This window comes from Mesorhizobium sp. M1B.F.Ca.ET.045.04.1.1, assembly GCF_003952465.1.
GTDB lineage: Bacteria > Pseudomonadota > Alphaproteobacteria > Rhizobiales > Rhizobiaceae > Mesorhizobium > Mesorhizobium shonense.
In genome coordinates this window covers 185,049-206,513 of record NZ_CP034448.1, presented here as the reverse complement: position 1 = coordinate 206,513, position 21,465 = coordinate 185,049, and the positions used below count along the sequence as shown (strand labels likewise).

General features: G+C 64.6%; 20 protein-coding genes and 1 tRNA gene. 6 read left to right on the top strand and 15 right to left on the bottom strand.

Features of this window, described 5'->3' with window-relative positions; translation table 11 throughout:
- Window positions 1-163: 163 nt before the first annotated feature.
- Both EJ071_RS00965 and EJ071_RS00960 read right to left on the bottom strand, forming a co-directional pair.
- The gene (locus tag EJ071_RS00965; protein WP_126096396.1) at window positions 164-1,690 is read right to left on the bottom strand and encodes an ABC transporter substrate-binding protein; all 1,527 of its coding nucleotides are present in this window, start codon (window positions 1,688-1,690) and stop codon (window positions 164-166) included.
- A gap of 117 nt (window positions 1,691-1,807) precedes the next feature.
- A complete protein-coding gene (locus EJ071_RS00960; protein WP_126096395.1) occupies window positions 1,808-3,382 on the bottom strand; it encodes an NAD(P)/FAD-dependent oxidoreductase in 1,575 nt (524 codons plus the stop codon).
- 118 nt (window positions 3,383-3,500) lie between these two features.
- Between EJ071_RS00960 and EJ071_RS00955 the strand changes: the two genes are divergently transcribed.
- From EJ071_RS00955 to EJ071_RS00930, 5 genes are all read left to right on the top strand, one after another.
- Window positions 3,501-4,292 carry a cyclase family protein gene (locus tag EJ071_RS00955; protein WP_126096394.1) on the top strand — a complete coding sequence of 264 codons (792 nt, stop codon included), beginning with the start codon at window positions 3,501-3,503 and terminating at the stop codon, window positions 4,290-4,292.
- A 298-nt stretch (window positions 4,293-4,590) separates the two neighbouring features.
- Window positions 4,591-6,162, top strand: a complete 1,572-nt coding sequence (locus EJ071_RS00945) for an NAD(P)/FAD-dependent oxidoreductase (protein WP_126096392.1) — start codon at window positions 4,591-4,593, stop codon at window positions 6,160-6,162.
- Window positions 6,162-6,644 (top strand): MarR family transcriptional regulator, encoded by a 483-nt coding sequence (locus EJ071_RS00940; RefSeq protein WP_126096391.1) that lies wholly within the window; start codon window positions 6,162-6,164, stop codon window positions 6,642-6,644. Before EJ071_RS00945 ends, EJ071_RS00940 begins: the two co-directional genes overlap by 1 nt.
- Window positions 6,645-6,693: 49 nt before the next feature.
- Window positions 6,694-8,847 carry an indolepyruvate ferredoxin oxidoreductase subunit alpha gene (locus EJ071_RS00935; RefSeq protein WP_126096390.1) on the top strand — a complete coding sequence of 718 codons (2,154 nt, stop codon included), beginning with the start codon at window positions 6,694-6,696 and terminating at the stop codon, window positions 8,845-8,847.
- Window positions 8,840-10,423, top strand: a complete 1,584-nt coding sequence (locus tag EJ071_RS00930) for an indolepyruvate oxidoreductase subunit beta family protein (protein ID WP_126096389.1) — start codon at window positions 8,840-8,842, stop codon at window positions 10,421-10,423. The genes EJ071_RS00935 and EJ071_RS00930 overlap by 8 nt, the downstream gene beginning before the upstream one ends.
- An 83-nt stretch (window positions 10,424-10,506) precedes the next feature.
- Here EJ071_RS00930 and EJ071_RS00925 read toward each other — a convergent pair whose 3' ends face one another.
- Entirely contained in the window at window positions 10,507-10,953 is a 447-nt protein-coding gene (locus EJ071_RS00925) for a pyridoxamine 5'-phosphate oxidase family protein (protein ID WP_126096388.1), read from the bottom strand.
- Between the two features lie 296 nt (window positions 10,954-11,249).
- Between EJ071_RS00925 and EJ071_RS00920 the strand changes: the two genes are divergently transcribed.
- Window positions 11,250-11,516 (top strand): hypothetical protein, encoded by a 267-nt coding sequence (locus tag EJ071_RS00920; protein ID WP_126096387.1) that lies wholly within the window; start codon window positions 11,250-11,252, stop codon window positions 11,514-11,516.
- Between the two features lie 350 nt (window positions 11,517-11,866).
- Here the strand turns inward: EJ071_RS00920 and EJ071_RS00915 are convergent, their stop codons facing one another.
- From EJ071_RS00915 to EJ071_RS00860, 12 genes are all read right to left on the bottom strand, one after another.
- Window positions 11,867-13,057: a DUF1501 domain-containing protein gene (locus EJ071_RS00915; RefSeq protein WP_126102436.1), complete on the bottom strand. Its 1,191-nt coding sequence runs from the start codon at window positions 13,055-13,057 to the stop codon at window positions 11,867-11,869.
- Between the two features lie 64 nt (window positions 13,058-13,121).
- Window positions 13,122-14,570, bottom strand: a complete 1,449-nt coding sequence (locus EJ071_RS00910) for a DUF1800 family protein (protein WP_126096386.1) — start codon at window positions 14,568-14,570, stop codon at window positions 13,122-13,124.
- 104 nt (window positions 14,571-14,674) lie between these two features.
- On the bottom strand, window positions 14,675-14,959 hold the full coding sequence (locus tag EJ071_RS00905; RefSeq protein ID WP_126096385.1) for a hypothetical protein: 285 nt from the start codon (window positions 14,957-14,959) through the stop codon (window positions 14,675-14,677).
- A gap of 108 nt (window positions 14,960-15,067) precedes the next feature.
- Window positions 15,068-15,514, bottom strand: a complete 447-nt coding sequence (locus EJ071_RS00900) for a periplasmic heavy metal sensor (protein ID WP_126096384.1) — start codon at window positions 15,512-15,514, stop codon at window positions 15,068-15,070.
- The gene (locus tag EJ071_RS00895; RefSeq protein WP_126096383.1) at window positions 15,511-15,960 is read right to left on the bottom strand and encodes a hypothetical protein; all 450 of its coding nucleotides are present in this window, start codon (window positions 15,958-15,960) and stop codon (window positions 15,511-15,513) included. Before EJ071_RS00895 ends, EJ071_RS00900 begins: the two co-directional genes overlap by 4 nt.
- Window positions 15,961-16,034: 74 nt before the next feature.
- The gene (locus EJ071_RS00890) at window positions 16,035-16,577 is read right to left on the bottom strand and encodes an RNA polymerase sigma factor (protein WP_126096382.1); all 543 of its coding nucleotides are present in this window, start codon (window positions 16,575-16,577) and stop codon (window positions 16,035-16,037) included.
- A 45-nt stretch (window positions 16,578-16,622) separates the two neighbouring features.
- The gene (locus EJ071_RS00885) at window positions 16,623-17,054 is read right to left on the bottom strand and encodes an acid-shock protein (RefSeq protein ID WP_126096381.1); all 432 of its coding nucleotides are present in this window, start codon (window positions 17,052-17,054) and stop codon (window positions 16,623-16,625) included.
- Window positions 17,055-17,205: 151 nt separating this feature from the next.
- Window positions 17,206-17,394 carry a DUF2158 domain-containing protein gene (locus tag EJ071_RS00880; RefSeq protein WP_126096380.1) on the bottom strand — a complete coding sequence of 63 codons (189 nt, stop codon included), beginning with the start codon at window positions 17,392-17,394 and terminating at the stop codon, window positions 17,206-17,208.
- 185 nt (window positions 17,395-17,579) lie between these two features.
- On the bottom strand, window positions 17,580-17,774 hold the full coding sequence (locus EJ071_RS00875) for a Flp family type IVb pilin (RefSeq protein WP_126096379.1): 195 nt from the start codon (window positions 17,772-17,774) through the stop codon (window positions 17,580-17,582).
- A gap of 371 nt (window positions 17,775-18,145) precedes the next feature.
- On the bottom strand, window positions 18,146-19,885 hold the full coding sequence (locus EJ071_RS00870) for an adenylate/guanylate cyclase domain-containing protein (protein WP_126096378.1): 1,740 nt from the start codon (window positions 19,883-19,885) through the stop codon (window positions 18,146-18,148).
- Between the two features lie 596 nt (window positions 19,886-20,481).
- Complete coding sequence (locus tag EJ071_RS00865; RefSeq protein ID WP_126096377.1) at window positions 20,482-21,147, bottom strand: outer membrane protein; 666 nt, start codon at window positions 21,145-21,147, stop codon at window positions 20,482-20,484.
- A gap of 238 nt (window positions 21,148-21,385) precedes the next feature.
- A tRNA-Thr gene (locus tag EJ071_RS00860) sits at window positions 21,386-21,461 on the bottom strand.
- Window positions 21,462-21,465: the final 4 nt, after the last annotated feature.

The window sequence follows — 21,465 nt, the reverse complement described above, 5'->3', positions numbered from 1 at the left end:
CGGCCCTTCGGGCCACCTTCTCCCCGAGGGGAGAAGAGGTCGCAGACGGCTGAGCCTGTCTCTTCTCCCCACCGGGGAGAAGGTGGCCGCGAAGCGGCCGGATGAGGGGCCTGCGACGTTAGAGAAGGTGCGCGCTTTGTGTAGGCGCACCCCTCAGCAATCATCAGGCCGGGGTCATCAGCGCCGGCAGCAATGCGCCCGACACATGCTGCACGACATTGACCTTCTTCGAGTGCACGATCGGCTGTGCATATTGCATCAGCGGCAGCACATAGGCCTGCTCGGCGATGTATTTGTCGACAGCCTTCCAGCCGGCGATGCGCTTGGCCTCGTCCTTCTCGCCCCAAAGCGGGTTGATCTTGTCGACCAGGTCCTTGCTGTCCCACACCGAATGCGGGCTCGGGCCGTACATGGCAAAGCCGGTCGAGGTGGTCGGATCGCCGATGGCGTTGCCCCAATTGTAGAAGGCGGCCGGCGCCAGCTTGTCGGCGGCGCGCAATTCGTAATGCTTGGCGATCTCGTAGACCTCGATATTGGCCTCGATGCCGACCTTGCGCCACATGCCGACGATCGCCTGGATCATCTCATAGTCCTTGGGCTTGAAGCCCTTGGTCGTCTGTATCGTGAACTTGACCGGTTTCTTGGGCGAATAGCCGGAAGCGGCGAGCAGTTCCTTGGCCTTCTCGGGATTGTGCTCGACCTTGATCGAGGCATCGAAGGCCGCGTATTCCGGCGTCTCCAGCGTCGAGATCGGCTGGCCATAGCCGCGCAGCAGCCGCTTGACCAAGAGCTCCTTGTCCACCGCCATGACGGCCGCCTGACGGACATTCTTGTCCAGCATCGCCTCGATGTCGTTGAAGAAGATCATGCCGATGTCGGAAACATTCTTGATCGAGCCGGCGAGCCCGTCCTTGGCGATCAGCCGGTCATATTCCTCATAGGGGATTTCGAGCGTCACCTGCGAGGAGCCGGATTCGATCTCGGCGACACGGCTCGCCGCGTCGGTGACGAATTTGATCGTCACATTCTCGAAGGCCGGCTTGGTGCCCCAGTAATTCGGGTTGGCCTTGAGCCGCAGGAAAGCGTTGCGCTCGAACTTGTCGACCATATAGGGGCCTGTGCCGATCGGCGCCTTCTCGAAGCCGTCAGGCCCGACCTTCTCGTAATAGGCCTTCGGCATGATGTAGCCGGTCAGGAACGACATCCACTTGAAGTAGACCGGGTCGAACTGCACGACGTCGCCGGTGATCTTGTTGCCGTCGATCTTGAAGTTGGCGACGTTCTTCCAGACGAACTGGATCGGATTGCCGGTCTTCTCGTCGCCGGCCCGCTGCAGCGACCAGACCACGTCCTCGGCGGTGAAGGGCGAGCCGTCATGCCATTTCACGCCGTCGCGCACGGTCATCGTCACCTTGGTGCGGTCATCGTTCCAGCCCCATTCGGTGAGCAGGCCGGGCGTGAAGGAGAGGTCCGGCTTCTGCGGGATGAACTGGTCGAACACCGACTGGTAGAGGCCCTGGATGGTCGGATTGACAGCCGATGGCCCGGTCGTCGGATCCCAGGAGGGCAGGTTGACGTTGTAGGCGATGGTGAGGTCGTCCGCAGCCTTTGCTGCCCTCGGCAGGCCGAGCGTTGCCGCGCCAAGCGCTGCGGCGCCATATCCGAGCAAATCGCGTCTGTTGATGGTCATGGTCGTTCCCCTTGTTGGTTGTCCCATTTTTGGCTGTCATTGTCCGCGCGGCGTATTTCAGTCGGTAGTTCAGGTTTGGTGGGCAACCGCGCCGTGTCCATCCTGGAATTCTTCGGCTCAACGTCCTCCCAGTTGCTGCGCGAGCATGAAGCCCGATCCGGCACCCGTGCCGGCGCCGGGCCATGTCGCGGCGCCGGTGAGGTAGAGGTTAGAGACCGGCGTGTTCCAGCGCGCGAAGGAACGCGCCGGGCGGAAGAGGAAATTCTGCGCCAGGTGGTGGCTGCCGCAGATCTGGTCGCCGCCGACGAGGTTCGGATTCTCGCGCTCGAGATCGATCGGCGAGAAGATCGCGCGGCCCAGAATCTTGCTGCGCAGGCCCGGCGCGTGGCTTTCGATGATGTCGAGCACGCGCTCGGCATAGGCGTCCTTGATCGCGTCCCAAGAGCCGGGCGCGATCTTGCCGGCGGCGTCGCCAAGGATCTCTGCCGGCAGCATGCGCACCTGCACCCACAGCACATGCTTGCCTTCGGGCGCTCGCGACGGGTCGACGGCCGTCGGCTGGCCGACGACCAGCACTGGCTGGTCGGGCAGCAGCCCGGCGATCGCCTGCTGATAGGTGCGCGACATGGCGTCGAGCGAGGGCGCGAGATGCACATAGGCGAACCGGCGAAGCTCGGCGCCGGCGCTCCAGTCCGGCAGGACGTCCAGCGCCAGGTGGATCATCATCGTGCCCGGCGCATGGCGGAATTTCTTCATCGCGGCGTCGAAACCGGCGTCGCCGGAGCCATCAGGCAGCAGCTTGCCCGCAAGCGCCTTCGGCGCGACGCCGGCAATGACGGCCTTGCTCGCGACATGAGTTTCGCCGGATGCCAGACGCACGCCGGTCGCCCGGCCACCGGTAACCATTATCTCCGACACTTCCGCGCCGGTCGTGATCTTGCCGCCGGCCGCTTTGACCATACCGGCAAGCGCACGGATGACGGTGTCGGCGCCGCCTTTGCCGAGCACCATGCCGAAGCTCTGGTTGGCCATCGATTCCAGATAAGGGAAGACGGCGCCGCCGGCGATGTCGGGCGCGAAGTCGAGATGCATGCCCCAGGCGGCGAGCGTGGTCCTGACATGCGGCGCCTCGAAATTTTCCTCCAGCCACGCGCGAGGTGACGAGAGCAACAGCCGCCCGGTATCGAGCGCTCCGGCAATGCCCTTCTTGCGCCACAGGTTCCAGGCCGTGCCGGCAAGCGCGCGGCCGCTCATTGGCGAGCCCAGCAGGCGGAACAGGTGTTCGGCCTCACCTGGGAAGGCGCCGACCAGCCGGCGCCATGTGGCGGCATCGGCGGTGGAGAAGGCGGCCAGCCGAGACGCGGTCCTTTCGAGATCATTGCTGACGCCGAACCATTTGCCATCCGGGAAGGCGCTGGCGAAACAGTCGGCGACCGGCGCGAATTCCAGCCCGTGGCTTTTCAATTCATTTGCATATTTCCGGTGGAAGGCCGAGCCGGCGAACAGGCTCAGATTCATCGCGCCGAAATCGTGCCGGAAGCCGGGAAGCGTGTATTCGGCGGTCCGGACCGCGCCGCCGATCGTCTGGGCGCGTTCGAAAATCGCTATTTTCCAGCCTTTGAGCGCCAGATGCGCGGCGCAGGCCAGACTGTTGTGGCCCGCTCCGACAAAGATGGCGTCGAACTCGCTCACGCCCTGCCCCAAAATGCTTTATGCTTAAAGATAATTGCAGATGCATATGTTTTCGTCTAGTAGGATATTAAGGGCCGCAACGAGCCTTGATCGTCACGAACAAGAGGGAACGAAGACAATGGATACGCAAAAACTCCTAGGCGAGGTCGCCGGCCAGCTGCTTTCGGGCGCCATCAAGGTGGTCGACCTGACGGCGCCGCTTGGGCCCAACACGCCGCTGATCAAGCTGCCGCCGGAACTCGCCGTCGACACGCCGAAGATCGAGATCCACGCCATTTCCAAATTTGACAAGAACGGTCCGTGGTGGGCCTGGAACTGGCTGAAGCTCGGCGAGCATTCGGGCACGCACTTCGACGCGCCGCAGCACTGGATCACCGGCAAGGACTATCCGGACGGCGCCACCGACACCATTCCGGCGCAGAATTTCGTCGGCCCGGTCAATGTCATCGATTGCTCCAAGGAAGCCGCCGCCGATCACGATTTTCTGCTCACCGTCGACCACATCAAGGCCTGGGAAGCCAAGCACGGCGCGATCAATCCCGGCGAGTGGGTGGTGATGCGCACCGACTGGTACAAGCGCAACGGCTCGGAAGCCGAGTTCCTCAACGCCAACGAGACCGGTCCGCATACACCGGGACCGACGGCCGAGGCCATCCAGTTCCTGATCAGCAAGGACATCAAGGGCTGGGGCTCAGAGACGATCGGCACCGACGCCGGCAAGGCCGGCGGCATGGAGCCGCCATTCCCGGCGCATACGCTGATGCACAAGGCCAACCGCTATGGGCTTGCCAGCCTCTGCAACCTCGACCAGCTGCCGCCGAAAGGCGCGATCCTGATCGCTGCCCCGCTTAAGATCGAGCACGGCACCGGCAGCCCGATCCGGGCGCTGGCGCTGGTGCCGGGCAAATAGGCGAGGCGGCGGTCTTCGGGAGAAGATCATGCTCGTGGGCGAAGGAGTAGCGATGGAATTGAGGTGGCAGCCTTGTAGCGCTGGCGCTTACCCCCCTCTGTCCTGCCGGACATCTCCCCCTCAAGGGGGAGATTAGCTGTTCCGGCGCCCCGCTTACTCTTGCTACGTTGGCGATTGGCGAAAGCCGGCGCCACTTCCAATCTCCCCCTAGAGGGGGAGATGTCCGGCAGGACAGAGGGGGGCGCGAAGGAACGCTGTCCAGCGTAATTGAATTTCACTTCACGACTGCGAGCGCACAATGACCGCCCCCGATCACATCATCGTCGGCAGCGGCATCAACGCCCTGGTCTGCGCGGCCATCCTCGGGGCTAAGGGCGCCAAGGTGCTCGTGCTCGAGCGCAACGACTGCATCGGCGGCTGCATGCGCACCGAGGAAATCACGGCGCCGGGCTTCGTCCACGACGTGATGGCGACGACCTTCGTGCTGTTCATCACCTCGCCGGCCTTTGCAGCACTTGGCAAGGACCTTGCGCGGCACGGGCTGGAGTTCTGCCACACCACGACGCCCACCGGCGTGCTCAGGCCCGACGGCAGCCATGCCGTGCTCACCACCGACCGCGCCGCCAACATCGCGGCGCTGAACCGGATCGCCTCCGGCGACGGCGATCGCCACGGCGGCGATGTCGGCGGCATCGAACGCAATGCCGGGCTGCTGTTCGGCCTGCTGGGCGGCGCGCTCTGGTCCTATCCGACGACGAAGCTCATGGCGGGCGAGGCCTGGCGGCGCGGCCCGCGCAACCTTGCCGCCTTCCTCGGCGAGGCACTGGTGCCCGCGCGCGGCTGGCTGGAGACCGCTTATAAGTCGGAAACTGTCCGCGCGCTGTGGGCCCCTTGGGTGCTGCATGCCGGGCTCGGGCCGGAAGACGCCTTTTCCGGCCAGATCGCCAAGGTCATCGCCTTTGCGCTGGAGGCGGCCGGCGCGCCGATCGTCAAGGGTGGCGCGAAGAACCTGCTCGCCGCCTTCGAGGCGCTGATCAAGGAGCGCGGCGGCGAAATCCGCGTCAACGCCGATGTCGCCTCGATCATTCAGAAGAGTGATCGCGCCACTGGCGTCCGGCTCGCTTCCGGCGAGACGCTGACGGCGGCAAAGAGCGTCATCTGCTCGGTCACCCCGACGCAGCTTTACGGTCGCCTGCTCGGCGACGCGGCCCCGAAGCGCGACGTCGACGCGACGCGCGACTACCGCTATGGCAAGGGCAACTTCCAGATCCATTACGCGCTCAACAGGCCGCCGGCCTGGCGCGGCGAGGGGCTCGACAAGGTGGCGCTGCTGCATCTGACGCCAGGGCTCGACGGCGTATCGAAGGCCTGCAACGAGGCGGTGCGCGGCCTGCTGCCGGCGGTGCCGACCATCTGCGTCGGCCAGCCGCACGCGCTCGACCCGTCGCGCTGTCCGCAGGGCAAGGCGATCCTGTGGCTGCAACTGCCCGAGGCGCCGCGCGTTGTCAAAGGCGATGCGGCGGGCCAATTGGAAACACCGGCTGACGGACAATGGAGCGACGCATTGCGCGAAGCCTATGCCGACAGGATCGAGGCGATCCTTGCCAACCATATCGACGGCTTCCGGGACACGGTGATCGCGCGCCGCGCCTACTCGCCGGCCGATCTCGAAGCCATGAACATCAACCTTGTCGGCGGTGATCCCTATGGCGGCTCGTCGACCATCGACCAGTCCTTCCTGTGGCGGCCGTTCAAGGCAAGCCGCAACAACGAGACCGGCATCCAAGGCCTCTACCATATCGGCGCCTCGACCCATCCGGGCGCCGGTCTCGGCGGCGGCTCCGGCTTCCTTTTGGCAGGGAGGCTCTGATGGAACAGAAGCTTCCCGAAAAGCGCCAGCGCATCTCGACCCTCGGCCAGATCGGCCTGCAGCAATTCGCGCCTTATCTGATGAACCGCATCATGGGCCGCTACAACGCCACCTTGCGCGAGGATTTCCGCAAGCAGGGGCTGACCATTCCGCAGGTGCGCACGCTGGCCGTGCTCTCGGTCACCGATGGCGTCACCGTCAACGACCTGTCAGTCTACACGGTGATCGAGCAATCGACGCTGAGCCGCACGCTCGACACGCTGGAAGGCCAGGGGCTGGTGCGGCGCGAGCAGGGCGTCACCGACAGCCGCATCCGCCATGTGTTCCTGACCGACGACGGACGGGCGCTGTTCACCCGCGCGTGGCCGGCCATGCACGACGCCTTCGAGGCCATGTTCGACGGCGTCGATGATGCCGAATATGCGGCGCTGATCGCTATACTGCAGAAGATGCTGAAGAACATCCGCAAGCACGACATTTGAGTTTGACGTACGCGCCGCCGGGTCACAGCGGCAACGGAAGGAGGCAGAGATGGCCGAACGGTCTTTTGCCAAGGAAGTCGAGAAGCTGAGGTTAGGGGCCGGCGAGGAGTTCGCCGGCGAGGGCATCCTCGCCATCACCAAGGCGCTGCTGCAATGCGGCGTCGGCTATGTCGGCGGCTACCAGGGCGCGCCGATCAGCCACCTGATGGACGTGCTGGCCGACGCGCAGGATATTCTGGGCGAGCTCGGCGTGCATTTCGAGGCGAGCGCCTCGGAGGCGACCGCCACCGCCATGCTCGCGGCATCCGTGCATTATCCGATCCGTGGCGCCGCCACCTTCAAGTCGACGGTCGGCACCAATGTCGCCTCGGATGCGCTTGCCAACCTGGCCTCCGGCGGCGTCACCGGCGGGGCGCTGATCATCGTCGGCGAGGACTATGGCGAGGGCTCCTCGATCATGCAGGAGCGCAGCCATGCCTTCGCCATGAAGAGCCAGGTCTGGCTGCTCGATCCGCGCCCCAACCTGCCCTCGATCGTCAAGGCGGTCGAGGATGGCTTCGAGCTGTCGGAGGCCTCCAACACGCCGGTCATGCTGCAGGTGCGCATCCGCTGCTGCCACGTCCACGGCCATTTCATCGCCAAGGACAACAAGCGCCCGCCGATGTCGGTGGCCGACGCCCTGTCGGCGCCGCGTCGCGACACCGGCCGCATCGTGCTGCCGCCGGCCTCCTTCCTGCACGAGAAGGAGAAGGTCGCCAAGCGTTGGCCGGCCGCCGTCGACTTTATTCGCGAGCGCAAGATCAACGAGATCTTCGGCTCCGATCACGGCTCGGTCGGCATCGTCATGCAGGGCGGCATGTACAACTCGGTCATCCGCGCGCTGCAGCGGCTTGGCCTCGCCGACACCTATGGCGACACCGACGTGTCGCTTTATGTGCTGAACGCCGTCTACCCGCTGGTCGACGACGAGTTCCTCGCCTTCTGCGAAGGCAAGCAGGCGGTGCTGGTGGTTGAGGAAGGTCAGCCCAACTATATCGAGCAGGCTTTTGCCGCCATGCTGCACAAGGCCGGGCGCGGCACCAAGCTGGTCGGCAAGGAGCATCTGCCGATGGCCGGCGAATATACCGGTCAGGTGATGCTCGACGGCATCGGCTCCTTCCTGCATGCCTATGCCCCCCATCTGTTGCCAGGCGAGGTTCGCGCGCCGAACAAGCTGGGCGAGGGCGTCGACACCGCCGACCTCGTCAATGTCGTTCCCGGCCGCCCGCCCGGCTTCTGCGTCGGCTGCCCCGAGCGGCCCATCTTCGCCGCGACAAAACTGGTCGAGCAGGAGCTCGGCAAGCACCACATCGCTTCCGACATCGGCTGCCATCTGTTCTCGATCATGCCGCCCTTCGAGCTTGGCGCCACGACCATGGGCTATGGGCTGGGTCCAGCCTCGGCATCGGCGTTCAATTCGCCGGAAGCGAAGCGCCGCTCGATCTCCTTCGTCGGCGATGGCGGCTTCTGGCACAACGGCCTGACTTCCTCGATCGGCAACGCGGTGTTCAACAAGAATGACGGCGTCATCGTCATCGTCGACAATTTTTACTCCGCCGCGACCGGCGGGCAGGACATCCTGTCGTCGCGCGCCAACAACAAAACGAAGTCGACCAAACATCCGATCGATGAAGCCGTGAAGGGCATGGGCGTCAAATGGCTGCGCCACATCGACCGCACCTACGATGTCGGCAAGATGCAAGCGACGCTGCGCGAGGCGCTGACGACCGAGGAGAAGGGCCCGAAAGTCATCGTCGCCTCTTCCGAATGCATGCTCAACCGCCAGCGCCGCGAGAGGCCGGGGATCGACAAGGCGATCAAGGCCGGCGAGCGGGTGGTGAAGCCGAAATTCGGCGTCGACGAGGATATCTGCACCGGCGACCATGCCTGCATGCGGCTTTCCGGCTGCCCGTCGCTGTCGGTGAAGACGCTCGACGATCCGCTGCGCGACGATCCTGTCGCCTCGATCGACCAGAACTGCGTCGGCTGCGGCAATTGCGGCGAGGTGGCGGATGCGGCCGTGCTCTGCCCATCCTTCTACCGCGCCGATGTCGTCCACAATCCTGGCCGCTGGGATCGTTTCCTGGAAAGTGCGCGCCGCGCCGCAATCGGCCTTTTGCAGCGCCGCCGCGAGAGTCGCCGTTTGATGTTCGCCGATGCTTGACCACAGCGCCGCGCTGCGCCCGAAGGCGGGTCCCTCTGATGACGAGCGGGTGATAAAACTCGCCGTGCTCGCCGTCGGCGGCCAGGGCGGCGGCGTGCTCGCCGACTGGATCACCGACGTTGCCGAGCGCAACGGCTACATCGCGCAATCGACTTCGGTCGCCGGCGTCGCCCAGCGCACCGGCGCGACGATCTACTATATCGAGATGGCTCGCGACACCGGCCGGCTGCCGGTCTTCGCGCTGTCGCCCTCGCAGGGCGATGTCGACATCCTGATCGCCGCGGAGCTGATGGAGGCCGGCCGCGCCATCATCCGCGGTTTCGTCACGCCCGAGCGCACGACGCTGATCGCGTCCTCGCACCGCATCGCCGCCGTCTCGGAAAAGATCGAGCCGGGCGACGGCCGTGCGTCGTCGGAGAAGGTGCACGCGACGGCGCAGGCGGCGGCAAAACGCTTCATTGCCTTCGACATGGAAAAGATCGCCGCCGAGAACGGCACGATGATCTCGGCGAGCCTGCTTGGCGCGCTGGCTGGTTCCGACACGCTGCCCTTCACTCGCGAAGGCTACGAGCAGGCGATCGGCGCCGGTGGTCGTGGCGTCAAGCCGAGCCTTGCCGCCTTCGGCGCCGCCTATGATCGGGCGCGCGGCATCGCGACCGCGCCGGTTGGCGAAAAAGCAGCCACGAAACCTGCCGCCTTCGAAACCAAGTCAACGGCGAACGTCAGCGGGCCGGAAACGCTGCTAAAGGGCTGGCAGGAGCTTGCCGCTCGCGTAGCGGCGCTGCCGGAACCGGTGCGCGATATGGCCGAACGCGGCCTGAAAAAGGTCGTCGACTTCCAGGACATCGCCTATGGCGGCGAATATCTCGACAGGCTGGACAGGGCAGTCGCATTGGACAATGCGGAACATGGCTATGCGCTGTCGATCGCGGCGGCAAAGCATCTCGCCAATGCCATGTGCTATGACGACATGATCCGCGTCGCCGATCTGAAGACGCGCTCGACCCGAGACAAGCGCGTGCGCAAGGAGGTCGGCGCCAAGGAAGGCTCGGTCCTGCAGGTCACCGAATATTTCCATCCGCGCATCGAGGAATTCTGCGGCACGCTGCCGGCGGGGCTTGGCAGCTATATCGAGAGCCGGCCGAAACTCGCCGCCTTCCTTGACCGCCGCATCAATCGCGGCCGCCACATACGCACCGACGGTTTTTCCGGCTTCGCCATGCTCTGGTTCATCGGCGGCCTGCGCCGCTGGCGCCGCCGCCTGCTGCGCCACAGGATAGAGGTCGAGCATCTGGAGCGCTGGTACGAACTGGCACTCGCCCACGCGCGCGAAAACTATGCGCTCGGGGTCGAGATCCTGAACTGTCGCCGGCTGATCAAGGGCTACAGCGATACCCACGCTCGCGCCCAGTCGAAATTCGACCGCGTGCTCTCGGCGCTTGCGATGCTCGAGGGCCGCGACGACGCCGCCGACTGGATTCGGCGCCTGCGCGAGGCGGCGCTGAAGGACGAGAAGGGCGACATGCTCGACGGCGCGCTGAAGACCGTGGCGACGTTTGGCGATAGCCCGGCCTGATAAACCTTCGAGCGGAGTCCTCTGCCGGGGCGTTCGGATAGCTTGCTGATGACACGTGCACGCATCGAACGGTGGAACGCAGCCTATTCGCTTGCTTCCCGACCCGAGACCTTTTCGACAAGGATCCGGAAAAAGACGTGCGGCAGGCTATCTGACGTCGGAGGCGTGACAGGCTTGAGCGCACCAGGCTCCCACCACTGCGCTTGCTTGCTCAACACCGCCCATGCGCGGTCGCGCTCAACCTTGTGGCCGACCCGGTCCGTCAGTTCCTCATAGCGGCCGTCGACGATCACGCTTCTCCACCCGCGCCCCTCGGTATGCTCTTCTACCTGGGTACTCACCAGGGGATTGGCCCGCATCCAGTCGATCTTCTTGCCGACCAGGGAGAACGCATAGAGGTGGCTGTCGGCGTAGGCGTAGTTGAAGGGCACGACATAGGGCTGTCCGTCCTTCGCGCATGCCAGATGGCCGGTTCGATTGGCCGCCAGCAATTTCGTGCATTCCAAAGTAGAGAGCGTGCGGATCATCATGGGCATGATCTCCCATCCGGCCTTCGGCCTGAACAATCTCCGTTCATCCAAACTTAGTGCGAGGCACATCATGGCTCATTGATATGGATCAATTTGTCATGGGCAAAGGCTTGCCATCTCACTGGCGCATCTTCGGCAGTCGCGGCGGATACGAACTGCGAAGCATTGCGTGCCGAGCCGCAGTCTGGCCGAAACGCTGAACCGACGTGACGAATATGTGATCCGCCTCGCTCCGACGGATTTCGCCCCTGTCCGCCGTTTCACGGAGGTAGGGATGAATCACGGAGACGAACCTTATGCTCACCAAGTATTTTCTGCCGCTCGCACTGGCGGTCGGCACCCTGCTGCTGGCCGGCGCCGGCGCGCAGGCCATGCCGATGGCCAAGCCGAGCGCCGCGCCGCTGCCGGTCGAGACTGTCGGCTGGCGCTGCGGTCCCGGCTGGCACGTGAACCGATGGGGCAGATGCGTGCCGAACGGTCGCGTGGTCATCCGGCCCGTGCGCCATTGGCATCCCGGCTTCTGGTATCACCACCGCTGGTACCCCGGCTATTGGAGCTGGTAGTTCGGAAAGCGAAGCGGACGCCCGCGCTGGAAATGGCGCGGGCGTTCTCTGTTGAGCTTCTCACACGAGGGTTCATTTCGTTGAGCTTCGCGGAAAGGTTCGTGATTGGCCGAAGCCCCTCAGCTTCGTCATCCACGGGCGGAGCGGGAGCGAAGCGGACGTGGAGACCCGAGGATCCATTCCGTTATCTTAATCGTAGAATCCAGCGGAGCAGAATTCTGCATCGTTGCAATGCCTCGACGTCACGGAATGGATCCTATGGTCTGCGCCGCGTCGCTTCGCTCCTTGCTTCGCCACAGGATGACGAATGACAGGCGCTGGCGCCTATCGCTGATGGGCAAACGCAGAACTCACACCACCAAATCCCGCATCGGCTTGACCGCCGCCGAGTCCGGAAACACCTTGTCGCCGAGCACGGCGGCCGACAGCCCGAACTGATCTGCCAGCAACCCCTTCAGCACCGCGCGCACATCGCTGGTCGGCGCGAGGTCTCGGCTTTCGTAAAGCTGAGCCGGCTTCAGCCCCGGCCAGTCGGCGATGACGCGGCCGCCCTTGATCGCGCCGCCGGCGAGCAGCACCACCGTACCGGTCCCGTGATCGGTGCCGACCGAGCCGTTGATGCGGGCGGTGCGGCCGAATTCGGTGATTGCCGCGATCGCCGTGTCTCGCCAGCGTTCGCCCAGCCCTTTCTCGAATTCCTCGAAGGCGCCGTCGAGGCCGCCGAGCAGATTGGCGAGCCGCCCGATGGCGCCGCCTTCGTTGATATGCGTGTCCCAGCCGTCGAAGGCGAGGGCTGCGATGCGTGGCCCGTCATCGGTCGCCATCAGCTTTGCCGCGCCTTGCGCCGACTGCCGCATGCCGGCGGCGTTGTCGAGGCCGCCTCTCGGCCTCATCGTCTTGCCGTCGAGCTCGTCGCTCATCGCCATCCGGTCGGCGTCGAGACCCTTCTGCAGCGCCGCGGCCAGCGCTGGGTCGCGATGGTTGTAGAGGTCGAGCACGCGCTCGGCCAGCGCGTCGCCCGGCGTCGGCAAGGCCTGCGGCGCCCAGCCGAGCACGGGTGCCGCGCCGCGGATCACCAACGGCGTCGAAGGCCCGACCGCCAGCCCGCCGGCCTTCGCCACATGGTCGCCGGTCGGCAAGCTGGTCAGCGCCCGGTTGAGCCAGCCGGTGGCGGAGTTGCCGGGACCGGGCAAGCCGCTTTCCAGCACGTCCTGGCCGTCGAAATGCGAGCGGTCGCGATAGCCGGTCGCGGCCGCGTGCACGACCGCCGCCTGGCCTGCCTTGAACAGGCGCGCAAACACCGGCATCGCTGGATTGACCGCGAAGAAACCGTCGAGCGGCAGCGCAGGATTGGCGCCTGAGAGCGAGAGCGCGATGTCGCCATGCAGGCCGGCATAGTCGGGATCGCCGACCGGACCGACAGTCGATAGCCCATCCAGCGCGCCGCGCAGCACGATGACGATCAGGCGCGGATCGCGATTGTCGGCCGCGCGCGCGAAGCGCGGCAGATAGGCCCAGGCAAACAGCGCGCCGCCGGTCATCAGCACGGCGCGGCGTGTCGGGTTGGGGGGTCGCAAAGAAGGCTCATGGCCGCTTCTCCATTGTTCACCGGCGCTGGAATTCCGGGGCCATCAAAAGCAGCGCCAGGCCCTGTTGCTTGGATTCGGCGCGCGTGATCGCTTCGCGCGTTTCGGCCGAGGCGGAGGCGCCGACCAGGGCGTCGAGCAATTGGTCAGGATTGCCGATGTCGCTCGCCTGCTTCGCGGCCTGCCAGGCGATATCGAGGCGCGTCTTCATGCCTTCGGCCGAAATCCAGCTGTCGCTCCGGTCCGGAAATCCGTTCGGCCCGGGCGGCTGCCAAAGCGGCTCGCCCAATGCCCTTAGCCAGCCAAGCGTCCGCTGCGGTTCTTGGCCGGCGGAGGGGCCGACCGCCCGCCGCAAGGCCATGACATAGTCGAAGGGCGAGCGCAGCTTGGCCAGCGGCATCGACCAGGCTTCGGGCATATCCACCAGCGCGAGCGCCAGTGCGCGCAGGTCGCCATCGGTCTTCGTAAAAACCGCGGCCAGATGTGCGACGCACTGTGGCGGCGGATCGTCGGCGATGAAATGGCGGGCGAGCTTGCCGGCGATGTGCCGCGCCGTAGCCGGGTACTGGGCGATGTCGTTCAGCGCGGCCTCGGCCTGCCCCATGCCGCCGGCCGGGTAGGTCTTGCCAAGCAGGATGGCCTCGCCCGGCTGATGCGCATTGGCGTTGAAGACGAAGCTGCCCGGCTCGCCGAGCCGCCCTTTCCGTCCCGCCATCGTCCAGCCGGTCAGCATGCCGGCAAAGCTGGTGACGTCGGCCTGGCTATAGCCGCTGCCGACACCCAGCGTGTGAAGCTCCAGGATCTCGCGGGCAAGGTTCTCGTTGAGGCCGCGACCGCGTCTTTTGCCGGCGCGAGAATCGGGGCCGATCGACTGCCGGTTGTCGAGAAAAAACAGCATCGCCGGATGATGCTCGACCGCCAGCAGCATGTCGGCGAAGCGGCCGAGCACGAAAGGTCGGATTGCCTCGCGTTCGAAGGCGCCGGCGCTGGCCCGCACGATCTGACCCTTGGCGACCGAGACGCAGAAATGATTCGACCAGAAGCCGACCAGCCGCTCGACAAAGCCGGGACCGGCGTTGAGCGCCTTGTCGAAACGGGCCTGGGCTTCATCCCGATAGATATCGGCCTCGACCGGCGTCACGGCCGGCTTGGCTTTTGCGTCAGTTGAGCTGTCCGCGGTGTCTGCGGCGGGCTGCATGGCGGACGCCGCCTCCCGCGCTGCCTTGCGTTCCGCGGAGGCGGCCATGCTGGCCTGGATCGCGGCGGTGCTGTCCAGCAGCCCGGCATTCCGTGAATCGCCGGCCGAGACAAGCGCGATGTCCTGCTGCTTGATCTCCGCCTTGAGATAGGCGCGGGCGTCGGCCGCGATCTTGACGAGGTCGTCACCGCGCCTCGCGCCGAGCCCGAAACGGTTGAGCGCGATCAGGGCCGGATCGGTCTGAGCGGCATTTGAAACGGATTGAGCCAATGCAGCCTCCGTCGCGAAGCCGACGCAGATCGCGTCGGCGGCATGTCCTGACGGTCGAAAGACCTCACGATGCCGGCCTCGGCATCATGAGGCTGGCCAGCGCCTCACCAGCGGCGCCAGTGGTGCCAGCGGTGGTACGGATGCCAGGCCGGGCCGATATAGACTCTCGGTCCGCCCCAATAGTAATAGCCCGGATAGATCACGCGGCGGTTGGGAACGCAGCGCCCCCAGCGGTTGGGGTGCCAGCCGGGACCGCAGCCCCAGGCCACATGCTCGACGAGCGCCGGTGCCGTGACCGGCGCGATCGGCATTGCCGAGGCAGCGCTTGCCGCGACTACCCCGCCGACCGCGAGGGCGGCAGCGAGCGAATATTTCGTCAGACCGTTCATGGGATACTCCCGAAGTTTATCGAGATTGAAGAGAGCCCGTCCGCATTCGCGTGGCAGGCCTGTCCCTCTTTCCCTTGAACGGAGGTTGCCGGCGGTTTCCGTCGCTTGTCAGGGCGTATTTTTTGCAGGCGGCGGCCGCTGCCGGCCCACATGGCGCAGCAAGGCGTCGGCCAGCAGCTTACGGTCTTCTGGCGAGCTCGACGCCGCGAATTCGACGATGCGCTGCTCGAGCCGCGTGCGGATCGTGGCGTCGGCATTGCGCGCCCGCTCCAGGGCGGCGGCCAGAGCATTGGCGTCGAGCGTCGGCTGTTGCAAAAGGTTTGCCGCGTCGCGCCGTGCCTGCTGCCCGTCGAGGATGACCGCGCGGGATTCGCGACGAACCTCGCGCAGAGCCTGGCGAAATGCCTTGCGGTCGTTGGCGGGAAGCTGCCCGCCTGCCGATTCCAGCGAATAACCCACGCCGGAACGGCCGATTAGCCAGCCCGCGCCGCCGGCCACGGCGCCGATCAGAAAGACGTTCAGCACCAGCGATGCCACGAAAAGACGGGTGTTCATAGGTCCTCCGTGTCGGCATCGGGACCGGCATCGCCGAACGACGTTGCGTTGGCATCCATCGCATAATGGTCGGACGGGGCGTCCGGAGCGACGACGGTGACCAGCGCCAGCCCGGCGACGGCGCCGGCGAGGCCGACACCGGCGAGCCCGAAGCCCAGCCACCAGAACCGGCGATGCCGGCCCTGCCTGACTTGCGTCATGGCACGTGCGACGATCTCGCCATGCAGCACCCGGCTTGGGGCTTCGACGTGATGACGGTCGAGGACGGCGTCGAGGCTGCCGGCGGTCGCTAAGATCGCGCGGCCCTCTTCGCTATTGGCAAATAGCGTGGCGGCAGCCTGCTCGGCCTGCGGCCAACGATGCAGCGCGCTGCCATAGGCATCCGCCAGCGCGGCGAAGCGCCGGGCATCCATCCGCCCGTCGGCGGTCTTTTTCTCGTCAGCCATCTCGTTCGCCCTTCCACTCTTTCGGCATGGCCCCCCACGCTGCTTCCCGCGGAACCGGCAAGTCCTTCGCTGTCTCAGTCATCGCCATCGTCTCCGACGAGCATGGCCTGCAGCGCGCGACGACCCCGCGCGAGCAGGCTTTCCAGCGCATCGACGCTGACCTGCATGGCGCCGGCGGCCTCGATATTGGACATCTCCTGATAATAGACGAGCACGATCGCCTCGCGCTGGCGCGGCGCGATGCGCAGCAAGGCCTGCTGGACGCGCCGGCCTTCGTCTCCCGGAAGGGCGTCGGGAAGCGGTGCCTCATCGGCCACCTCCGGCAGTTCGTCCGTCGTCCATTCGCGGCGCCGCCGCAGCCGGTCGTAGCAGAGGTTGAGCGCCACCCGGTGGATCCAGGTGTCGAAACGCGCATGGCCCTTGCGCCAGCCGGAGGCATGGCGCCAGATGCGCACGAAGGTCTCCTGGGCGACGTCCTCGGCCTCGGCCGCGTCGCCCAGCATCCGTGTGGCGAGCGACAGCACGCGCGGCAGCTTGCGTGCCACCATTGCCTGCACGGCGGCTTGGTCGCCGGCACTGATGCGCCGTACCAGTCCCTCGTCCGGATCGGCGCCCATCAGCCTGGGCGCTCCCAATGATCATCGTGCCGCATAACCTCTCGGTCATTGCTCCTGATTGGGAGCGGTTTTGTGGCCCGGCCTTTCGTCGGCGCCGAGCATGCCGTCGCCGTTCTTGTCGAGCCTGGCGAAGCGCTTGGCGAGGAAGGCGTCGAGCTCCGACTTGTCGACGAACCCGTCCCTGTTGGTATCCATGCGCGCGAAGGCTTTGGCCGGGTCGCCCTTGGCCTTGCGCTTTTCCTGGAATGCCGTCCATTCGGCGAGGCTGACCTTGCCGTCGCCGTCCGTGTCGGCGGCCATGAAGGCCTTCTCCCGGCGCGCCTCGAACTTTGCCAGCGTAACGCCGGGCTTGGCGGTCGCGGTCGTGCTTGGCGCCGGTTGGGCCGGTGCGGTGGCAGGGGTAGGCGTCGTTGTCTGAGCGGCCGCCGCGGCGGCCTGCAGACCAAGGGCAACGACCAGGATAGTACGGCGGATCATGCTCTCATCTCCGGTTCGGCATGGCCGTTGGCGACCATGCTTCAGCCGTTAAACGCGGTTACGAGAGAAATCCGTCGGTCGCTTCCGACGAGACGATGAGAGGTCCGGCAAAAAGCCGGACCGGAGCCGACCCGAACGAGGGTGGGCCAAACTATTTCCGTTCTTCGACCACCACCAGCTGGTCCGGTTTGAAGCCGGCATGTTGCGGGGTCCAGACGTCGCCCTCGCGGTTGAACCAGTGGCACAGATAGGTGCCCGACGCCGCGCCGTCGCTGATGGTCATTTCGGGGCCTCCGGATTTCAGCCTGACGACGTCTCCGGTCTTGAAACTATTGGGCATTTCGACCTCCCATGCTGGGGCCATGAGTTTTCCACCAAACCTCAATCGCGACAATGGTCGATGTGCCTCGGACCGCTTGGCGCAGAAGCCCCGAATGATCATATCGACCCGCTTCGTGCTGTACGCAAAAAAGAGGTCGCCCACAGGCGACCTCAAAAAACCGTGCTGTAACAGGTAGGCAAAACTTACTTGGTAGCGCAGCCGCTCGCAGTTGGGTTGCTGACGCAACCTGCGATCGTCTCGAACTTGCTGTTGAGTGCCTTGCCGAGCGAATTTGCACCGACCATGATCGCCAGAGCGATCAGCGCCGCGATCAGGCCGTACTCGATTGCCGTTGCACCGGATTCGTTATTCTTGAAACGCTTGATGAGCTTGAACATTGGAAGGTTTCCCTTGTTGCCCGTTGGTGACCTGCTCTAGCTATCAAGAAACGATTTTGAAGACCTTAATCGAATAAGTTAAGAATAGGTTACTTCAGAAAAGGATAGCGTATAGATAAAATGGTGCATGAGTTGAACATCGAGAGCGAACTAGATAATTACATAAATTACTAATATATAATGTAAGATGGTGCTAAAGAAGGAATCGTGAAGGGGCTCTCGATTCGACCTATATTCGCAGAGCCTGTCACCGAAAATGCTCGCGGAGTACGACAGGCGTTTCCACGGTTGTTTCTTAAAATGTATCCGAAATATCGAAAGCGGTGGGCGATATACCCGTTAGAAAACAGGGAAACATCGCAACCTCGAGATCACTCCGGCACGCCGGCGATGCCCAGCGCCTCGACGTAACGCTCGGCGAACGCCTTGTCGAGCCACGGGTTGATCTGTCTCTGCAGGGTGAGCGTGAAGGTCGGGAACGCCTCCATCAGCCGCCGCGCCGCCGCCTGCGCCTCGTCCAGCCGGTTGAGTTTGACCAGCGCCATGATCACCACGCGGTGCGAGGAGCCGTAGTTCGGCATCTCGTGCAGCGCGCGTTCTCCCCATGCCAGCGCTTCCTCGTAGCGCTCGAGCATCAGGTAGCTCATCCCGATGCCGGAGAGCGCGATGCCCTTCTCGGGGTCGACCGGGCTCAGCCGCATTGCCCTGTGAAAATGCTCGATCGCGACGAGCGGGCGGCTGGCATGCGCGTTCACCCAGCCGCAGCCGGTATGGCCCTGCGCCGAATTGGGGTTGAGCAGCAGCGATCGTTCGATCGTGCCCAGCGCCATCTCGTACTCCTTCGCGCTGTAGGCGATCACCTGCGCGGCGAAGCGCAGGCTCGTGGGGTCGTCGCGCGCTTCCGCCAGGACCTCGCGCGCCATGCGCGCGGCGACCCTGGTATCGTCGGGCTCGTGCCAGCACTGGCTCACGGATAGGCTGCGGATATAGGCGCCGAGTGCCTTCGCCAGGTTGAAGCCGGGGTCGATGCTGAGCGCCTCGTTGGTGAGCCGCCGCACGTCGGCAAAGCCTTCGCGCGTCATGCTGTAGAAGCGCGGCAGCGCGCGAAGGTAGAGGTCGTAGGCGCTGATGTAGTCGGTCGGCTTCATGCGCGCCTGCTTGATCTCCTCCAGCCGGATGCTCGGCTCGACAGCGCCGACGACGCTCTCGGTCACCTTGTCCTGCAGGTCGAAGATGTCGCTCACGTCGCCCTCGAAGCGGTCGGTCCAGACATGGTGTCCGCTGATCGCGTCCACCAACTGCCCACTGATGCGCACCCGCGATCCGGCTCTGCGGATGCTGCCTTCGAGCACGTAGCGGACGCCCAACTCGCGCCCGACCTGGCGCAGGTCCACCGCCCGGCCCTTGTAGGTGAAGGACGAGTTGCGGGCGATCACGAAGAAGGAGTTCACCCGGCTCAATCCCGTGATGATGTCCTCCACCAGCCCGTCGGCGAAGTATTCCTGGTCGGGGTCGCCGCTCATGTTGGTGAAAGGAAGAACCGCGATCGAGGGTTTCTCGGGCAAGGGAGGCGGTGCAGCCGCCGAGGCGTCGGGCTCGACGCGGTAGGCGCGCACAGGCCGCTCGATGTTCTTGAGGCGCAGGTTGCCGAGCGGCGTGAAGCCGCAGTCGAGCTTGCCTTGCAGGTGGTCGTAGGCGGTGCCCGAGACGACCACGGTGCCGGGATCGGCGATGCCTTCGAGGCGGGCGGCGATGTTGACCCCGTCGCCGTAGAGGTCGCCGTCCTCCTCGCAGACGACGTCGCCGAGATTGACGCCGATGCGCAAGCGAATCCGTTCTTCCTCTGGCGTCTCCGCCTCGTGTTCTGCCAGGGCCTGCTGGATCGCCATCGCCGAGGTCACCGCGTTGACGACGCTCGCGAATTCGCAGAGCATGCCGTCGCCGGTAAGTTTGACGATCCGACCCTGGTTCTCGGAGACCAGCGGTTCGAGGAGGTCCTTGCGGTAGGTCTTCAGCCGCTCGAGCGTGCCGCGCTCGTCGCGCTCCGTCAGGCGCGAATAGCCGACCACGTCGCAAGCCAGGATCGCTGCGAGGTGGCGCTGCGTGGTCATTGCACCGCTCAGCCAAGCGCCTGCGCGCGGGCCGCCCCGTGTCCACGTCCTGCCCGCTTCCATACGCCCCACCTGCATGGTGTCCATCTTTCCCAGTCTCCGCTCGTCGCTGGAACGGAGAACGCGGCTTGACCTTGCCTTCACGAGCTTTCGCTATCCCGCTTGCCAGGCGTGGAGCGTTCCAGTCGCGCGCTGACAACCAGCCGACGACACGCCCACGCAGCCTCTGGGGACGCTGACACGCCACTTCCAGCAGGCCGGGGATATTCCCTGCCCTGTGTAACCGGCTGACGCCACCGTGGCGGTGCTTTTGTTTCGGGCATCACACCAGATGTTGGCGCTTGGCATACATCCACGTCACGCCTGAGTGGGAAGGCGAGGCCCGGCATGGCGCACCCATCGATACCGACTGCAACGATTGCCCGCGCCCTTTGTTTCAGGACGCGCCTATAACGCAACCATGAAAATGACAGCGACTTACGACGTCGGCGGCGAGTATTCTCACGCTCGTCAAAACGATGGCGAGCGACGTTCCCATCGCCGATCTGCCGCCCGCCAACAAATGCCGACGGGCTTCAACGACTTCAAGCGATTAATCAAAAGCGGTAGTTCAGGCTCAGAGAAACCGTATGGGTGCTGGGCTTCACGAATGTCGGGCCGACGCCTTGTTCTCCCTCGAAATTGTGATCCGAGAAATGCGCATATGCGTAATCGGCGCCGATGACCCACTTATCATTGAGCGCGTAATCGGCGCCGACGCCGATCGTCCAGCCGGTATAAGTCCGGTCAAACTTGGCATCTCCAAAACCGAGAACGCTGTATCCGGTATCGTGCAGGTGCAGGAAGGCCATGCCACCCTTAACATAGGGGAGGATATTGCCCATCGCATATCCAGCCTTTGCAACGATGTCGCCTTGCCAATCGGCAGCGGTCTCGAACGTTTCAGTGTCGATCGTCGGCACCGTCTTCTTGTTGAACACCGCGACCAGCCGGGCTTCCGCTCCGAGCACGAAATTGTTGTCGAACTGGTACTGATAGCCCACTTGGCCACCAATCGAAGCCGACGTGCTATCGCCATCATATCCGGGGGGATCATAATTGGGGATCGTCACATCGCCCTTGAGAAAATTGACGCCGGCCACAGCGCCGATATAGGCGCCTGTCCAATTGTAGGACGCGGGCTCGACTGACAATGCATCCGCAGCAAAGGCTGACGAACAAAGCCCAAATAGAATTGCCGATGTGAGTAGAACCTTCCTCATAACTCGCTATCGCCCCCGATCCGCCATTGCATCTAAGGGTTGATAGCATGGCTTTCAGGGGTTGCGCTGTAACACAGCGGCAACAGTGGCGGTGGAGGATGCGTGGCGAGAGATTGCATTCCGACACCGTGAGCAAGGCAGCATGGTGCTGGCCATCCTGCTCACCGTCCGCGGTAGGTAGTTTCTGTGCGGTTTCTGTACAAAACCGTCGAGCGGATCAGCTTAGTCGTTGAATTTTTGGTGCCGCTTGCGTGACTCGAACACGCGACCCCATCATTACGAATGATGTGCTCTACCAACTGAGCTAAAGCGGCCCGG

Excerpts from the sequence above, each read along its gene's own strand:
- EJ071_RS00870 (WP_126096378.1), bottom strand. The coding sequence starts at position 19,885 with ATGACCACGCAGCGCCACCTCGCAGCGATCCTGGCTTGCGACGTGGTC.
- EJ071_RS00925 (WP_126096388.1), bottom strand. The coding sequence starts at position 10,953 with ATGATGATCCGCACGCTCTCTACTTTGGAATGCACGAAATTGCTGGCG.
- EJ071_RS00875 (WP_126096379.1), bottom strand. The coding sequence starts at position 17,774 with ATGTTCAAGCTCATCAAGCGTTTCAAGAATAACGAATCCGGTGCAACG.
- EJ071_RS00945 (WP_126096392.1), top strand. The coding sequence starts at position 4,591 with ATGACCGCCCCCGATCACATCATCGTCGGCAGCGGCATCAACGCCCTG.
- EJ071_RS00935 (WP_126096390.1), top strand. The coding sequence starts at position 6,694 with ATGGCCGAACGGTCTTTTGCCAAGGAAGTCGAGAAGCTGAGGTTAGGG.
- EJ071_RS00940 (WP_126096391.1), top strand. The coding sequence starts at position 6,162 with ATGGAACAGAAGCTTCCCGAAAAGCGCCAGCGCATCTCGACCCTCGGC.
- EJ071_RS00955 (WP_126096394.1), top strand. The coding sequence starts at position 3,501 with ATGGATACGCAAAAACTCCTAGGCGAGGTCGCCGGCCAGCTGCTTTCG.
- EJ071_RS00895 (WP_126096383.1), bottom strand. The coding sequence starts at position 15,960 with ATGGCTGACGAGAAAAAGACCGCCGACGGGCGGATGGATGCCCGGCGC.
- EJ071_RS00885 (WP_126096381.1), bottom strand. The coding sequence starts at position 17,054 with ATGATCCGCCGTACTATCCTGGTCGTTGCCCTTGGTCTGCAGGCCGCC.
- EJ071_RS00930 (WP_126096389.1), top strand. The coding sequence starts at position 8,840 with ATGCTTGACCACAGCGCCGCGCTGCGCCCGAAGGCGGGTCCCTCTGAT.
- EJ071_RS00905 (WP_126096385.1), bottom strand. The coding sequence starts at position 14,959 with ATGAACGGTCTGACGAAATATTCGCTCGCTGCCGCCCTCGCGGTCGGC.
- EJ071_RS00865 (WP_126096377.1), bottom strand. The coding sequence starts at position 21,147 with ATGAGGAAGGTTCTACTCACATCGGCAATTCTATTTGGGCTTTGTTCG.
- EJ071_RS00900 (WP_126096384.1), bottom strand. The coding sequence starts at position 15,514 with ATGAACACCCGTCTTTTCGTGGCATCGCTGGTGCTGAACGTCTTTCTG.
- EJ071_RS00915 (WP_126102436.1), bottom strand. The coding sequence starts at position 13,057 with ATGACCGGCGGCGCGCTGTTTGCCTGGGCCTATCTGCCGCGCTTCGCG.
- EJ071_RS00965 (WP_126096396.1), bottom strand. The coding sequence starts at position 1,690 with ATGACCATCAACAGACGCGATTTGCTCGGATATGGCGCCGCAGCGCTT.
- EJ071_RS00880 (WP_126096380.1), bottom strand. The coding sequence starts at position 17,394 with ATGCCCAATAGTTTCAAGACCGGAGACGTCGTCAGGCTGAAATCCGGA.
- EJ071_RS00920 (WP_126096387.1), top strand. The coding sequence starts at position 11,250 with ATGCTCACCAAGTATTTTCTGCCGCTCGCACTGGCGGTCGGCACCCTG.
- EJ071_RS00890 (WP_126096382.1), bottom strand. The coding sequence starts at position 16,577 with ATGGGCGCCGATCCGGACGAGGGACTGGTACGGCGCATCAGTGCCGGC.